This is a genomic window from Pseudomonas sp. PS01270 (genome assembly GCF_029959775.1).
Taxonomy (GTDB): Bacteria; Pseudomonadota; Gammaproteobacteria; order Pseudomonadales; family Pseudomonadaceae; genus Aquipseudomonas; species Aquipseudomonas atacamensis.
The window spans coordinates 1-13,790 of sequence record NZ_JASCPT010000033.1 but is presented as its reverse complement, the minus strand read 5'-3'; the positions used below and the strand labels follow the sequence as shown (position 1 = coordinate 13,790).

At 58.3% G+C, this 13,790-nt stretch carries 15 protein-coding genes; 10 read left to right on the top strand and 5 right to left on the bottom strand.

The window, feature by feature from the left end:
• Nucleotides 1-10: 10 nt before the first annotated feature.
• The 8 genes from rpmJ (at nucleotide 11) to bfr (ending at nucleotide 5,437) form a co-directional block, all read left to right on the top strand.
• A complete protein-coding gene (gene rpmJ, locus QMX86_RS12290; RefSeq protein WP_002555468.1) occupies nucleotides 11-127 on the top strand; it encodes a 50S ribosomal protein L36 in 117 nt (38 codons plus the stop codon).
• A gap of 130 nt (nucleotides 128-257) precedes the next feature.
• Nucleotides 258-614, top strand: a complete 357-nt coding sequence (rpsM, locus tag QMX86_RS12285; protein WP_003186020.1) for a 30S ribosomal protein S13 — start codon at nucleotides 258-260, stop codon at nucleotides 612-614.
• Nucleotides 615-644: 30 nt separating this feature from the next.
• Nucleotides 645-1,034 (top strand): 30S ribosomal protein S11, encoded by a 390-nt coding sequence (gene rpsK / locus QMX86_RS12280; protein WP_002555466.1) that lies wholly within the window; start codon nucleotides 645-647, stop codon nucleotides 1,032-1,034.
• An 18-nt stretch (nucleotides 1,035-1,052) separates the two neighbouring features.
• Nucleotides 1,053-1,673 carry a 30S ribosomal protein S4 gene (gene rpsD, locus QMX86_RS12275; protein WP_003176404.1) on the top strand — a complete coding sequence of 207 codons (621 nt, stop codon included), beginning with the start codon at nucleotides 1,053-1,055 and terminating at the stop codon, nucleotides 1,671-1,673.
• Nucleotides 1,674-1,695: 22 nt separating this feature from the next.
• Nucleotides 1,696-2,697 (top strand): DNA-directed RNA polymerase subunit alpha, encoded by a 1,002-nt coding sequence (gene rpoA, locus QMX86_RS12270; protein WP_016772946.1) that lies wholly within the window; start codon nucleotides 1,696-1,698, stop codon nucleotides 2,695-2,697.
• Nucleotides 2,698-2,739: 42 nt separating this feature from the next.
• Nucleotides 2,740-3,126 (top strand): 50S ribosomal protein L17, encoded by a 387-nt coding sequence (gene rplQ, locus QMX86_RS12265; RefSeq protein WP_003176402.1) that lies wholly within the window; start codon nucleotides 2,740-2,742, stop codon nucleotides 3,124-3,126.
• 239 nt (nucleotides 3,127-3,365) lie between these two features.
• Nucleotides 3,366-4,802: a catalase gene (locus QMX86_RS12260; protein ID WP_110646970.1), complete on the top strand. Its 1,437-nt coding sequence runs from the start codon at nucleotides 3,366-3,368 to the stop codon at nucleotides 4,800-4,802.
• A gap of 167 nt (nucleotides 4,803-4,969) precedes the next feature.
• Nucleotides 4,970-5,437 (top strand): bacterioferritin, encoded by a 468-nt coding sequence (gene bfr, locus QMX86_RS12255; protein WP_016772947.1) that lies wholly within the window; start codon nucleotides 4,970-4,972, stop codon nucleotides 5,435-5,437.
• A 65-nt stretch (nucleotides 5,438-5,502) separates the two neighbouring features.
• Here the strand turns inward: bfr and uvrA are convergent, their stop codons facing one another.
• Nucleotides 5,503-8,337 carry an excinuclease ABC subunit UvrA gene (gene uvrA / locus QMX86_RS12250; RefSeq protein WP_024014519.1) on the bottom strand — a complete coding sequence of 945 codons (2,835 nt, stop codon included), beginning with the start codon at nucleotides 8,335-8,337 and terminating at the stop codon, nucleotides 5,503-5,505.
• A gap of 191 nt (nucleotides 8,338-8,528) precedes the next feature.
• On the opposite strand from uvrA, the gene QMX86_RS12245 reads away from it, so the two are divergent.
• Both QMX86_RS12245 and QMX86_RS12240 read left to right on the top strand, forming a co-directional pair.
• Nucleotides 8,529-9,926: an MFS transporter gene (locus QMX86_RS12245; RefSeq protein ID WP_073475767.1), complete on the top strand. Its 1,398-nt coding sequence runs from the start codon at nucleotides 8,529-8,531 to the stop codon at nucleotides 9,924-9,926.
• 9 nt (nucleotides 9,927-9,935) lie between these two features.
• Entirely contained in the window at nucleotides 9,936-10,454 is a 519-nt protein-coding gene (locus QMX86_RS12240; RefSeq protein WP_003228709.1) for a single-stranded DNA-binding protein, read from the top strand.
• A 194-nt stretch (nucleotides 10,455-10,648) separates the two neighbouring features.
• Here the strand turns inward: QMX86_RS12240 and QMX86_RS12235 are convergent, their stop codons facing one another.
• The 4 genes from QMX86_RS12235 to QMX86_RS12220 are packed head-to-tail and all read right to left on the bottom strand — an operon-like array spanning nucleotide 10,649 to nucleotide 13,616.
• Entirely contained in the window at nucleotides 10,649-11,806 is a 1,158-nt protein-coding gene (locus QMX86_RS12235) for a glutathionylspermidine synthase family protein (protein WP_282387741.1), read from the bottom strand.
• A 1-nt stretch (nucleotide 11,807) separates the two neighbouring features.
• On the bottom strand, nucleotides 11,808-12,506 hold the full coding sequence (locus tag QMX86_RS12230; protein WP_041477668.1) for a DUF1190 domain-containing protein: 699 nt from the start codon (nucleotides 12,504-12,506) through the stop codon (nucleotides 11,808-11,810).
• Between the two features lie 18 nt (nucleotides 12,507-12,524).
• Entirely contained in the window at nucleotides 12,525-12,950 is a 426-nt protein-coding gene (locus QMX86_RS12225; protein ID WP_016772952.1) for a DUF350 domain-containing protein, read from the bottom strand.
• 15 nt (nucleotides 12,951-12,965) lie between these two features.
• Nucleotides 12,966-13,616: a DUF2491 family protein gene (locus QMX86_RS12220; protein WP_024014515.1), complete on the bottom strand. Its 651-nt coding sequence runs from the start codon at nucleotides 13,614-13,616 to the stop codon at nucleotides 12,966-12,968.
• Nucleotides 13,617-13,790 lie beyond the last annotated feature (174 nt).

Below are 13,790 nucleotides of genomic sequence, written 5' to 3'. Positions count from 1 at the left end.
GGAGTTGGTGATGAAAGTTCGTGCATCGGTGAAAAAGCTGTGCCGTAACTGCAAGATTATTCGCCGCGAAGGTGTTGTTCGAGTAATTTGCAGCGCGGAACCGCGTCACAAACAGCGCCAAGGCTGAGTGTGATTGTGCTTCAAGCCCGGTAGCTAGTGCGCTACCGGGTTGATTATTTGTTATTACAGCGATATTATCTCGCGCCCTATTTCTTGGCTTCCGGGGCGTAGGTAGCTGTCAATTGGAGTCCCACTGAATGGCCCGTATTGCAGGCGTTAACATTCCAGATAACAAGCATACTGTTATCTCGCTGACCTACATCTATGGTGTTGGTCGCACTACTGCGCAGAAGATCTGTGCAGTGACTGGGGTAAACCCAGCAGCAAAGATCAAAGATCTGAGCGACGAGCAAATTGAACAGCTGCGTGGCGAAGTGGCGAAGTTCACCACTGAAGGTGACCTGCGTCGCGAAATCAACATGAAAATCAAGCGCTTGATGGACCTCGGTTGCTATCGCGGTCTGCGTCATCGTCGTGGTCTGCCAGTACGCGGTCAGCGTACCAAGACCAACGCGCGTACCCGTAAAGGTCCGCGTAAGCCGATCCGCAAGTAATCGCCCCAGCGAATCGACAGGAATTTAATCATGGCAAAACCTGCTGCTCGTCCTCGTAAAAAAGTTAAAAAGACAGTGGTTGATGGCATCGCCCACATCCATGCATCTTTTAACAACACCATCGTGACCATTACCGACCGTCAAGGTAACGCTCTTTCCTGGGCTACCTCCGGTGGTTCGGGTTTCCGCGGTTCCCGCAAGTCCACCCCGTTCGCTGCTCAAGTAGCTGCTGAGCGTGCTGGTCAAGCTGCGCTGGAATACGGCCTGAAAAACCTCGACGTAAACGTCAAGGGTCCAGGTCCAGGTCGTGAATCCGCAGTCCGCGCTTTGAACGGCTGTGGCTACAAGATCGCCAGCATCACCGACGTGACGCCAATCCCGCACAACGGGTGCCGTCCGCCGAAGAAGCGCCGCGTGTAATCCAGGAGATTGTAAAGAATGGCTCGTTACATTGGTCCAAAATGCAAACTCGCTCGTCGCGAAGGCACCGATCTCTTCCTGAAGAGCGGCGTGCGCGCGATCGAATCGAAGTGCAACATTGAAGCAGCACCTGGTATCCACGGCCAACGCCGCGGTCGCCAGTCCGACTACGGCACCCAACTGCGTGAAAAGCAGAAGGTCCGTCGTATCTACGGCGTTCTCGAGCGTCAGTTCAGCGGCTACTACAAAGAAGCTGCTGGCAAGAAAGGTGCAACCGGTGAAAACCTGCTGCAACTGCTCGAATGCCGTCTGGACAACGTTGTATACCGTATGGGCTTTGGTTCGACTCGTGCCGAATCCCGCCAGCTGGTATCGCACAAGTCGATCAGCGTAAACGGTCAGACCGTAAACGTTCCGTCGTATCAGGTTCGTGCTGGTGACGTGGTTGCAGTTCGCGAGAAAGCAAAAAACCAGCTTCGCATTGTCCAAGCTCTCGATCTGTGTGCCCAACGTGGCCGCGTAGAATGGGTAGAAGTAGACACTGAGAAGAAGTCGGGCGTTTTCAAGAACGTTCCTGCTCGCAGTGATCTGTCCGCCGACATCAACGAAAGCCTGATTGTCGAGCTCTACTCCAAGTAAGGGCTAGAAAATAGGTGCATCCATGCAGATTTCGGTAAATGAGTTCCTGACACCCCGCCACATTGATGTGCAGGTTGTCAGTCCAACCCGCGCCAAGATCACTCTCGAGCCTCTCGAGCGTGGTTTTGGCCACACCCTGGGCAACGCGCTGCGCCGCATCCTGTTGTCCTCAATGCCCGGCTGCGCAGTAGTCGAGGCCGAGATTGACGGTGTGCTCCACGAGTACAGCGCCATCGAAGGTGTACAGGAAGACGTAATTGAAATCCTGTTGAACCTTAAAGGTCTGGCCATCAAGCTGCACGGTCGTGACGAAGTTACGCTGACCTTGTCGAAGAAGGGTTCGGGGGTGGTTACCGCTGCCGATATTCAGCTGGATCATGATGTCGAGATCGTTAATCCCGATCACGTAATCGCTAACCTGGCGTCTAACGGCGCCCTGAACATGAAGCTCACCGTAGCTCGTGGTCGTGGTTATGAACCAGCCGACTCGCGTCAGAGCGATGAAGACGAAAGCCGCAGCATCGGTCGCTTGCAGCTCGACTCTTCGTTCAGCCCGGTTCGCCGTATCGCTTACGTGGTGGAAAACGCCCGTGTCGAACAGCGTACCAACCTGGACAAGCTGGTTATTGATCTGGAAACCAACGGTACCCTGGATCCTGAAGAGGCTATCCGTCGCGCTGCAACCATCCTGCAACAGCAGCTGGCTGCGTTCGTCGACCTCAAAGGTGAAAGTGAGCCGCTGGTTGTCGAGCAGGAAGACGAGATCGATCCGATCCTGCTTCGCCCGGTTGACGATCTGGAACTGACTGTACGTTCGGCTAACTGCCTTAAGGCGGAAAACATCTACTACATCGGCGACCTGATTCAGCGTACCGAAGTAGAGCTGTTGAAGACTCCGAACCTGGGCAAGAAATCCTTGACTGAAATCAAGGACGTTCTGGCCTCCCGCGGTCTGTCCCTCGGCATGCGCCTCGACAACTGGCCGCCTGCAAGTCTTAAGAAGGACGACAAGGCGACTGCCTGATCGTCGTAATCACCGAACGTAGTGTTTGGTAAGGAATGAACCATGCGTCATCGTAAAAGTGGTCGTCACCTGAGCCGCACCAGCTCGCACCGCAAGGCCATGTTCCAAAACATGGCGGTGTCGCTGTTCGAGCACGAGCTGATCAAAACTACTCTGCCAAAAGCCAAAGAACTGCGCCGCGTTGCCGAGCCGCTGATCACTCTGGCCAAGACAGACAGCCTGGCTAACCGCCGTCTGGCTTTCGACCGTACTCGTTCGAAAGCTATCGTTGGTAAGCTCTTCAACGACCTGGGCAAGCGTTACGCTACCCGTGAGGGTGGCTACCTGCGCATCCTCAAGTGCGGTTTCCGCGCTGGCGACAACGCGCCTATGGCGTACGTCGAGTTGGTTGATCGTGCTACTGCTGGCGAAGCTGTATCCGCCGAGTAAGACGTCAGTCTGAAACAAAGAACCGGGCCTAGTGCCCGGTTTTTTGTGCCTGTAAGAAATGCGCCGTCCGTACAAGTTTCTGACATGGTTGAACTGCCACTATGTGCCGGGAAAACATAATTAGTAATTATCTATCGATGCCTGCAAGTTAATGAATTTGTAGCTGTAACGTCGATGATCAATACTTCCCGCCAAGCCCATTAGCCGGCAGTTCAAGACTGACAGAGGAAGAAGACCGCATGAGCCAGACCAAGACGCTTACAACCGCCAGTGGCGCGCCAGTCGCTGACAACCAGAATTCCCGTTCCGCCGGCCCACGCGGTCCGCTGCTTCTCGACGATTTCCATCTGATCGAAAAGCTCGCGCACTTCAACCGTGAAAACATTCCAGAACGCCGTGTCCACGCTAAGGGCTCGGGCGCTTACGGTACGTTCACCGTCACCCGTGACATCACCGAATACACCAGTGCAAAGTTGTTCGAATCGGTAGGCAAACAAACGCCAACCTTTCTGCGCTTTTCCACCGTAGGTGGCGAGCGTGGTTCGGCCGACACTGAGCGCGATCCGCGCGGCTTCGCCTTGAAGTTCTACACCGAGGAAGGCAACTGGGACATCGTTGGCAACAACACGCCAGTGTTCTTCATCCGCGATCCGCTGAAGTTTCCGGACTTTATCCATACGCAAAAACGTCTGCCGCAAAGCAACCTGAAAAGCGCGCAGATGATGTGGGATTTCTGGTCGCATTCGCCTGAAGCGTTGCACCAGGTCACCATCCTGTTTTCTGATCGTGGCATCCCTGACGGCTATCGCCATATGCACGGCTTCGGCAGTCACACTTACAGCCTGATCAACGACAAAGGCGAGCGTCACTGGGTGAAGTGGCACTACAAGACTCAGCAAGGCATCAAGAACCTGGCGCCAGCCGAGGCCGCCCGTTTGGCCGGTACCGACCCGGACTATGCGCAGCGTGACCTGTTCGAGGCCATCGAGCGCGGTGAATTCCCGAAATGGCGCGTGTGCATTCAGATCATGACCGAAGCGCAAGCGGCGGCTCATTACGAGAATCCGTTCGACGTGACCAAGACTTGGTCGCAGAAAGAGTTTCCACTGATCGAAGTCGGTGAGCTGGAGTTGAATCGCAACCCGCTGAACTACTTCGCGGAAGTTGAACAGGCTGCGTTTGGCCCGAGCAACATGGTGCCAGGTGTCGGTCTGTCGCCAGACCGCATGCTGCAAGGCCGTGTATTCGCCTACGCTGACGCACACCGTTACCGTGTGGGCACCAATCACCAGCAATTGCCGGTGAACGCTCCGCGCAGCCCGGTGAATACTTATCAGCGTGACGGCTCCATGGCTTTCGGCAGCAATGGCGGCGCGGCGCCGAACTATGAACCGAACAGCTACGTTGAGTCGCCGAAACAAGCGCCACATTACGCTGAGCCAGCGCTGGCCTTGAGCGGTGCCGCCGATCGTTATGATCACCGCGAAGACACCGACTACTACAGCCATGCCGGTGCCTTGTTCCGCTTGATGAGCGACGAGCAGAAAGCATTGCTGGTCAGCAACATTGCCGGCGCAATGGCGGGTGTTTCCAGCGACGTCGTGGATCGTCAGCTGCAGCATTTCTACAAAGCCGATCCGGCGTATGGAGAAGCAATCGCAAAGCTGCTCAACTGACAGCTTAACGTAGTCTAAACGAGAAGCAGAACCGCCCTCATTTGGGCGGTTTTTGCGTTATTTGGCCTGCTTTTCTCAGAATATCTTCGCTTTTATTGCGCGAAGCGAGTGACCTTCCGGTCAGGTTGGTTCAAACTACAGACTTTCAGGAAGGGAGATGTAGGGCGATGCAAGGCCACCCAGATGTAATCGATTACCTCAATACGTTGCTGACCGGCGAACTGGCCGCGCGTGACCAATATTTCGTTCATTCGCGGATGTATGAGGACTGGGGGTTCACCAAGCTCTACGAGCGCATCAACCACGAGATGGAAGAAGAAGCCGGCCACGCCGATGCATTGATGCGGCGGATTCTGATGCTCGAAGGCACGCCGCGCATGCGTCCGGATGATCTGGATGTCGGCACCACCGTGCCTACGATGCTCGAAGCTGATTTGCGCCTCGAATACAAAGTCCGCGCTGCGCTGTGCAAAGGCATCGAACTTTGCGAGCAACACAAGGACTATGTCAGCCGCGAAATTCTGCGGGTTCAGCTCAACGACACCGAAGAAGATCACACCTACTGGCTGGAAAAGCAGTTGGGCCTGATCAAGCTGATCGGTCTCGAGAACTACCTGCAATCCCACGCGTCCTGATTGCACCAGCTACAAAAAAGCCCCTGGCACCTTAACGGTGCCAAGGGCTTTTTCATGCCTGGCAGTTAAGCCCGGTCACGGATCAGCAGTGGCTTTAGGTAATGGCCGGTGTGAGATTGCTTCATCTCGGCGACTTCCTCCGGCGTACCGGTGGCAATGATCTGCCCGCCCTTGGAACCGCCTTCAGGACCAAGGTCCACCAGCCAGTCAGCGGTCTTGATCACATCGAGGTTGTGCTCGATGACCACCACGGTGTTGCCGTGGTCGCGCAGACGATGGAGGACGTCGAGCAATTGCTGGATATCGGCAAAGTGCAGACCGGTGGTCGGCTCATCGAGGATGTACAGGGTCTTGCCGGTATCGCGTTTGGACAGCTCGCGCGACAACTTGACCCGCTGTGCTTCACCGCCGGACAGGGTCGTTGCCGACTGCCCCAGCTTGATGTAGGACAGGCCGACATCCATCAGCGTTTGCAGCTTGCGCGCCAGTGCCGGAACCGCGTCGAAGAATTCCCGTGCTTCCTCAATGGTCATTTCGAGGGTTTCATGGATGCTCTTGCCCTTGTACTTGATTTCAAGGGTTTCGCGGTTGTAACGCTTGCTCTTGCACACATCGCAGGGCACGTAGATGTCCGGCAGGAAGTGCATTTCCACCTTGATCAGGCCATCGCCCTGGCACGCTTCGCAGCGACCGCCCTTGACGTTGAACGAGAAACGCCCCGGGCCGTAACCCCGGGAGCGCGACTCGGGCACGCCGGCAAACAGTTCGCGGATCGGCGTGAACAGCCCGGTGTAGGTCGCCGGGTTGGAGCGCGGCGTGCGGCCGATCGGGCTCTGGTCGATATCGACGACTTTGTCGAGATGTTCCAGACCTTTGATGCTGTCATGCGCAGCCGCTTCCAGCGTGGTCGCGCCATTCAGTGCCGTGGCGCTGAGCGGGAACAGCGTGTTGTTGATCAGTGTCGATTTGCCCGAACCGGATACGCCAGTCACGCAAGTCAGCAGGCCGATCGGGATGTCCAGATCGACGTTGCGCAGGTTGTTGCCACGCGCACCTTTGAGCGACAGGTTGAGCTTCTTGTTGCGCGGCGTGCGTTTGGCCGGCACTTCGATCTTCACCCGGCCGGACAGGTATTTGCCGGTCAGCGAATCCGGGTGCGCCATGACTTCGTCCGGCGTGCCTTCGGCAACGATCCGCCCGCCGTGCACACCGGCGCCAGGGCCGATATCGACGACATAGTCAGCCAGACGAATCGCGTCTTCATCATGCTCGACCACGATCACCGTGTTGCCAATATCGCGCAAATGCTTGAGCGTACCGAGCAGCCGATCGTTGTCGCGCTGATGCAGACCAATGGATGGTTCATCGAGGATATACAGAACGCCGACCAGACCGGCGCCAATCTGGCTGGCCAGACGAATCCGTTGCGCCTCGCCACCGGACAATGTGTCGGCACTGCGATCCAGCGACAGATAGTCGAGGCCGACGTTGACCAGAAACTGCAGACGCTCGCGGATTTCCTTGAGGATCTTGTCGGCAATCTCGCCGCGGCGACCGGTCATCTTCAGCGCGCCGAAATATTCGCAGGCATCGCCGATCGGCAGATTGGTCACTGCCGGCAAGGTTTTCTCGCCGACCCAGACGTGCCGCGCTTCACGGCGCAGACGCGTGCCACGGCAATCCGGGCAGGCCTGATGGCTGAGGAACTTGGCCAGCTCTTCGCGCACGCTCGCCGATTCGGTTTCGCGATAGCGACGCTCAAGATTCGGCACGATGCCTTCGAACGGGTGCGAGCGTTTGACGATATCGCCACGGTCGTTGAGGTATTTGAAGTCTACGTTCTGCGAGCCGCTGCCATGCAGGATGAACTTCTGCTGCTCGGCGCTGAGGTCGTTGAAGGGCTTGTCCAGGCTGAACTTGTAGTGCGAGGCGAGTGAGCCGAGCATCTGGAAGTAATAGACGTTGCGCCGGTCCCAGCCGCGTATTGCACCTTCGGCCAGGGTCAGCTCGCCATTGACCAGACGCTTGATGTCGAAGAACTGCTTCACGCCCAAGCCATCACAGGTCGGGCAGGCGCCGGCCGGGTTGTTGAAGGAAAACAGCTTTGGTTCCAGCTCGCTGATCGCATGGCCGCAGATCGGGCAGGCGAAGCGTGCGGAGAAGATCATTTCTTCGCCCGGCTCGTCGTCCATCGGCGCGACCAGGGCAATGCCGTCGGCGAGTTTCAGCGCGGTCTCGAAAGACTCGGCCAGACGCTGCTGCAGATCGGCGCGGACCTTGAAGCGGTCGACGATCACATCGATCGAATGCTTCTTCTGTTTATCCAGCTTCGGCAGCTCGTCGAGCTCGCAAATGCGTCCGTTGACCCGGGCGCGGACGAAACCCTGCGCACGCAATTCTTCGAAGACCGACAGGTGTTCGCCTTTGCGTTCGCGGATCACCGGTGCCAGCAACATCAGTTTGCTGCCTTCCGGCTGCGCCAGCACCAGATCGACCATCTGGCTGACGGTCTGCGCTTCCAGTGGAATGTCGTGATCCGGGCAACGCGGCGTACCCACGCGGGCATAGAGCAAGCGCAAGTAGTCGTAGATTTCGGTGATGGTGCCGACCGTGGAACGCGGGTTGTGCGAGGTCGACTTCTGTTCGATGGAGATCGCCGGCGACAGGCCTTCGATGGTGTCGACGTCGGGTTTTTCCATCATCGACAGGAACTGCCGGGCATAGGCCGACAGCGATTCGACATAGCGGCGCTGACCTTCGGCATACAGCGTGTCGAACGCCAGCGACGACTTGCCGGATCCGGACAGGCCGGTGATGACGATCAGTTTGTCCCGTGGCAGGGTCAGGTCGATGTTCTTCAGGTTGTGGGTACGGGCCCCACGTATCAGGATCTTGTCCAAAGTGGCCTCGCTTGGCGGGCGTCGAAAACGTAGGAGTATACGGGCAAATACTGGATGGATGCACACTATCAAACGAAGGGCGTTTTGCCGTTCATGAAGAGAGTTTCATCTATACGCGTCATAGCGTCGCGATATACCCCGTCTTCCGATGGGACTGGTAGAATCGCCGCCGGTTCACACGAGGTTTTTCCATGCACGATCCCCACAGCGAACGCATGAGTGGCAGCGAGACCCGCGCGGCGAGCGGTCTGGCCCTGGTGTTCGCTTTCCGTATGCTTGGCATGTTCATGGTGTTGCCGGTGCTGGCGACCTATGGCATGGATCTGGCGGGAGCGACCCCGGCCCTGATCGGGCTGGCGATTGGCGCTTACGGTCTGACCCAGGCAATTTTCCAGATTCCGTTCGGGATCATTTCCGACCGCATCGGTCGCCGGCCGGTGATCTACCTCGGCCTGATCGTCTTCGCTCTCGGCAGTGTTCTGGCTTCCCAGGCCGATTCGATCTGGGGCGTGATCGCCGGGCGAATCCTGCAGGGCGCCGGGGCGATTTCTGCAGCGGTGATGGCGCTGCTTTCCGACCTGACCCGCGAGCAGCATCGGACCAAAGCCATGGCGATGATCGGCATGACCATCGGCCTGTCGTTTGCGGTGGCCATGGTGGTGGGGCCGTTACTGACCAGTGCGTTCGGGCTGTCCGGGCTGTTCCTCGCCACTGGCGCCATGGCGCTGGTCGGCATCCTGATCATCATGTTCATGGTGCCGCAATCCACCGGGCCGTTGCAGCACCGGGAATCCGGAGTGGCCCGGCAGGCGCTGATGCCGACGCTCAAGCACCCGGACTTGCTGCGCCTGGATCTGGGCATCTTTGTGTTACATGCCATGTTGATGTCGAGCTTCGTTGCCTTGCCCTTGGCACTGGTGACAAAAGCCGGTCTGCCCAAGGAACAGCACTGGTGGGTTTACCTCACCGCGCTGCTGATTTCGTTCTTCGCCATGATCCCGTTCATTATCTACGGCGAGAAGAAACGCAAAATGAAACGAGTTTTGCTCGGCGCCGTCCTGACATTGATGCTGACTGAACTATTCTTCTGGCAGTTCGGCGACAGCCTGCGTGCTCTGGTGATCGGTACTGTGGTGTTTTTCACCGCGTTCAATCTGCTCGAGGCATCGTTGCCGTCGCTGATCAGCAAGGTTTCACCGGCGGGCGGCAAGGGCACGGCCATGGGCGTGTACTCCACCAGCCAGTTCCTCGGTTCGGCACTCGGCGGGATACTCGGCGGCTGGTTGTTCCAGCATGGCGGTCTGTCGGTTGTGTTCCTCGGATGCGCCGCGCTGGCTGCACTTTGGCTGGCCTTTGCTGTTACCATGCGCGAACCTCCCTACGTGACGAGCCTGCGCTTGCCGTTGTCGCCCGAAGCGATCCGCGAAGCGGGTCTGGTCGAGCGCCTCAAGGCCCTGGTAGGGGTAACAGATGCAGTGATAGTCGCCGAAGAGGCGGCTGTTTACATCAAACTGGACAAAGAATTAGTGGATCGCAGCACCCTCGAACGCCTGGTCAACAACCCGGCCGGGGCTGCGTGCGACGCTTAGGAGAACGTTATGGCCCGTGGGGTTAACAAAGTCATATTGGTCGGCACTTGCGGCCAGGATCCCGAAGTTCGCTACCTGCCTAACGGTAATGCCGTGACCAACCTGAGTCTGGCCACCAGCGAACAATGGACCGACAAGCAGACCGGTCAGAAGGTCGAGAAGACCGAGTGGCACCGTGTGTCGATGTTCGGCAAGGTGGCCGAGATTGCCGGTGAATACCTGCGCAAGGGTTCGCAGGTCTACATCGAAGGCAAGCTGCAGACCCGCGAGTGGGAAAAGGACGGCATCAAGCGTTACACCACCGAAATCGTGGTCGACATGCAAGGCACCATGCAACTGCTCGGCGGCCGCCCACAACAGGGCGATCAGCAAGGCGGCGGCAACAACTACCAGCAGCAGGCGCCACGTCAGCAGGCTCCACGCCCGCAGCAGTCGGCTCCACAGCAGCGTTCGGCTCCGGCACCGCAGCAGGCCGCACCGCAACCGGCTCCGGATTTCGACAGCTTCGATGACGATATTCCGTTCTGATTTGCCGCTGTAACCGCTTTGAATGACAAAGGCCCGTCGCTTAAACGACGGGCCTTTTTTGTTCAGGAAATTCCTGGCTACTCACAATCTCCTGTGGGAGCGAGCCTGCTCGCGAAGGCGTCAGATCAGTCGATGCACCTGTAACTGACAGGACGCTTTCGCGAGCAGGCTCGCTCCCACAAGGTAACTTCGTCTTAATCCAGGATCAGGTGCGGCAAAAATCGACTGGAATCCTTGGTGATCAGACTATTGTCCTCGCGCACACCAATCCCCGCCGCCTCATCACCAATCACCCACGAGCCAATCAGCGTGTAGCTGTCGCCAAACTTCGGCAGCGGTGCGAACTCCTGCAAGATGAACGGCGCATCGGTGTAAGGCCCGTCCTCTTTGACGATCAGACCCTCCGCTGTTTGCAGTTCGATGTTGGCGCCTTCGCGGGAAAAGTACGGCTTGCGCACCCAGCCCTTTGGTACGGCACTTTGCGGATTCGGATCAAGGTGCGCAGCGAGCAGATTCGGATGTCCCTTGTGCAATTCCCACAGCAGCGGCAGCGCACCCTTGTTCGACAGGATCGCCTTCCACGCCGGTTCGAAAAACTGCGTGTCGCACTCGGCGATCGCTGCGCCGAACGGTTCGTGGAAGATGAATTCCCAGGCGTGCAGCTTGAACAGGTGCGGGATCCAGCGATCCTGCAGATCGACGAAACGACCCTCAGCCGTCAGGCCGATGTCTTCGATATCGATATGGCGTGATTCGATGCCGACCTTTTCCGCGATCAGCCGCAGATAGTCGGTGGTGCCTTTGTCCTCGACCGAGTCCTTCATCGAGGCAAAGTAGAACGGCCGCTTCAACTGCAATTCGGCGAAGGCCTGATGCAGCTTGGTGTCGATGCTGTTGAACTGGTCGGCGTGCCGGGGCAAGGTGCCGCGTTCGATGCACTGCTCCAGCCAGCCCCACTGAAACGCCGCCGCTTCATAGAGGCTGGTCGGCGTGTCGTAGTTGAGCTCCAACAGTTTCGCCGGCCCGTTGCCGCTGTAGGAAAAGTCCATGCGCCCGTACAGATGCGGATGACCCTCGCGCCAGGAGGTGCGGATCATGTCGTAGTACCCCGCCGGAATACTCAGGCGATCGAGCAACTCCTCGCTGTTGACGACGCGATCAACCAGATCCATGCACATCTCGTGCAGTTCGGTGGTCGGATCTTCGAGATCGTTTTCGATCTGCGCGAGGCTGAACTGGTAGTAGGCGCTTTCGTCCCAGTACGGTTCGTCGTCGATGGTGTGGAACAGGAAACCGAGGCTTTCGGCGGTGTGTTTCCAGTCGGGGCGCTCGGCGCAGTGGATCTTTTTCATGTCAGCTGCTCGAGCGTCCGGAACTGCTGCCCCAGCCACCCCAACCGCTGCGGGCGCTGGACTGGCTGCCGAAACCGCCGCGCGAAGTCGACGACGCAACGTTCACCGGTTTGCTCTTGCTGCTCTCGTAATCCGACTGGCTGCGCGAGGTTGTGTCAGCTCGGCGGTACTGCGTTGAGGTGTTGTACGGCTGGCGCGTTTCGCGATCACGGTAAACGGTGCGTTCGGCGTTGTTGCTCATTGCGTTGCCGATCAGCCAGCCGGTCAGCCAGCCATTGCCGCCGCCACCTGAGCCACCGGAATAGTGCGAGCCGCCGTGGCTGGCACTGCTGCTGGTGGTGTCGCCCGCCGGCATTTGCGAATTGGCGATGGCATCGAGATCTTGCGGCGTCTCGGCATTGCCGGGCACTTTGAAGCCGCCGAGTTTCGGCACGAAACGGCCATCGGAATTTTTCTGACACCAGCCAGCGGCAAAGTCTGCGTCGCACTTGGCCTTGTCGGTGTAGGCCGGGGCGATGCGCCGGTGCTCGTTCAGGGCGGCGACGTAGGCGCTGGAGCAGAGATCGGCGGCCAATTCGGCGTCGACACACTGTTCAACGCTTTGGAAGTTGCGCGGCTGATCCAGCGCCGCTGCTTCACCGGAAATCGCCATCGCCACCGACGCGGCGAGGGACAATTGCACGTATTTGCTGCGTTTCATCGAGAGGCTTCCTGCCGGTCAGTGGGACGGGGTCATGCACGCGGCATTGAGCATGCCGACGCTGATCGCCACGGCAGCCACATAGATGCCGGCCGCGACTTCGCCGTTGGCGATGCGCTGGGAAGTGCCCTTGAGCACCAGCCCGGTCGCAACGAACGCCAACAGCTGCACGACTGCAGCGATGACTGCCCAGAGGACGAAGTCGAGCACGTTGACCGAGTAGGCGATCACGTTGCTCGCCGGAATCGCGAAACCGATGATCGCCCCGGACAGGGCAATGGCGGCGGCAGTGTTGCCGGCACGGATCAGTTCGAATTCCTTGTGCGCGGTGATGCGCGTGTAGACGAATTGAAACAGCATGAACAGCAACACGGCGCCGATCAGGTAGACGACAAAACCGACCAGCGCGGTTTTGTTCAGGGAAACGGCCAAGACTTCCAGCATGAAAAACTTCCTTTTTTAGATGGCGCTCAAATCAGTCGTGTACAGCGAGATGCCCAGCGAGGTGCTCAGGCTGACGGTGCCTTCTTCGTCCTGTTCGACGGAGAACAGCAGCAGTTCGCGGCGATCGGTCAGGCCGGTGTCGCGGGCGTACAGCATGGCGTGGTGCTTGATGGTGTAGGACTCGTCCGGGTTGACCACGTGTTCGGTCATTGGCACCAGTTCGGTCTGATGCAACTCAGTGCCCCATTCACGGGTGTATTCAACACCGTCGTGGTGGTAGGTCGGCAGACCGATCAGGCTGTTCGGGCCGGCCAGACGCTGCAGTTCGGCGTCACTGTTGACCGTTACATAGCTGAGGTAATTGAACAGGGTGACCGACTCGACCTGATCATCGCCGGTGACGTGGATCTGCACCCAGAAATCCTCGTCGTTCATGTAGTAGCGGTGCAGCTTGTTGGACTGGCCGAGATCGACCCAACCGGCGCTCCACACCGCTTGATCGAATGGCACCCGCACCGAAGTCGAGCCTTCCAGCAGCAATGCCAGGGTCGTGTCGAAGCGCACGCCTTTGCCTTGTGCCATGCCCAGCGGGCCGCTGGCGCCAGTGCTCGTTGGCGCAGCGGTCTGCCAATTGCTGGTGCCGAGCAAGTCTTTAAACCATCCCATGGGTACGTTCCTTGAAGCGGGTGGAGGTGTTCGGGGGTGAAAAAGTGGCGGTAGTGTAACGGGCGAAGCGGTGAACGAGCAGGGGCAATTACGCCGCAAAACCATGTGGGAGCGAGCCTGCTCGCGAATGGGTTGTGTCAGTCACTCGATTATTTGATTGTCACGACGCTTTCG

What these genes read in the sequence shown, in the direction of transcription:
- rpmJ (WP_002555468.1), top strand. Translation starts at nt 11, where the DNA reads ATGAAAGTTCGTGCATCGGTGAAAAAGCTGTGCCGTAACTGCAAGATT.
- rpsM (WP_003186020.1), top strand. Translation starts at nt 258, where the DNA reads ATGGCCCGTATTGCAGGCGTTAACATTCCAGATAACAAGCATACTGTT.
- rpsK (WP_002555466.1), top strand. Translation starts at nt 645, where the DNA reads ATGGCAAAACCTGCTGCTCGTCCTCGTAAAAAAGTTAAAAAGACAGTG.
- rpsD (WP_003176404.1), top strand. Translation starts at nt 1,053, where the DNA reads ATGGCTCGTTACATTGGTCCAAAATGCAAACTCGCTCGTCGCGAAGGC.
- rpoA (WP_016772946.1), top strand. Translation starts at nt 1,696, where the DNA reads ATGCAGATTTCGGTAAATGAGTTCCTGACACCCCGCCACATTGATGTG.
- rplQ (WP_003176402.1), top strand. Translation starts at nt 2,740, where the DNA reads ATGCGTCATCGTAAAAGTGGTCGTCACCTGAGCCGCACCAGCTCGCAC.
- QMX86_RS12260 (WP_110646970.1), top strand. Translation starts at nt 3,366, where the DNA reads ATGAGCCAGACCAAGACGCTTACAACCGCCAGTGGCGCGCCAGTCGCT.
- bfr (WP_016772947.1), top strand. Translation starts at nt 4,970, where the DNA reads ATGCAAGGCCACCCAGATGTAATCGATTACCTCAATACGTTGCTGACC.
- QMX86_RS12245 (WP_073475767.1), top strand. Translation starts at nt 8,529, where the DNA reads ATGCACGATCCCCACAGCGAACGCATGAGTGGCAGCGAGACCCGCGCG.
- QMX86_RS12240 (WP_003228709.1), top strand. Translation starts at nt 9,936, where the DNA reads ATGGCCCGTGGGGTTAACAAAGTCATATTGGTCGGCACTTGCGGCCAG.
- QMX86_RS12235 (WP_282387741.1), bottom strand. Translation starts at nt 11,806, where the DNA reads ATGAAAAAGATCCACTGCGCCGAGCGCCCCGACTGGAAACACACCGCC.
- QMX86_RS12230 (WP_041477668.1), bottom strand. Translation starts at nt 12,506, where the DNA reads ATGAAACGCAGCAAATACGTGCAATTGTCCCTCGCCGCGTCGGTGGCG.
- QMX86_RS12225 (WP_016772952.1), bottom strand. Translation starts at nt 12,950, where the DNA reads ATGCTGGAAGTCTTGGCCGTTTCCCTGAACAAAACCGCGCTGGTCGGT.
- QMX86_RS12220 (WP_024014515.1), bottom strand. Translation starts at nt 13,616, where the DNA reads ATGGGATGGTTTAAAGACTTGCTCGGCACCAGCAATTGGCAGACCGCT.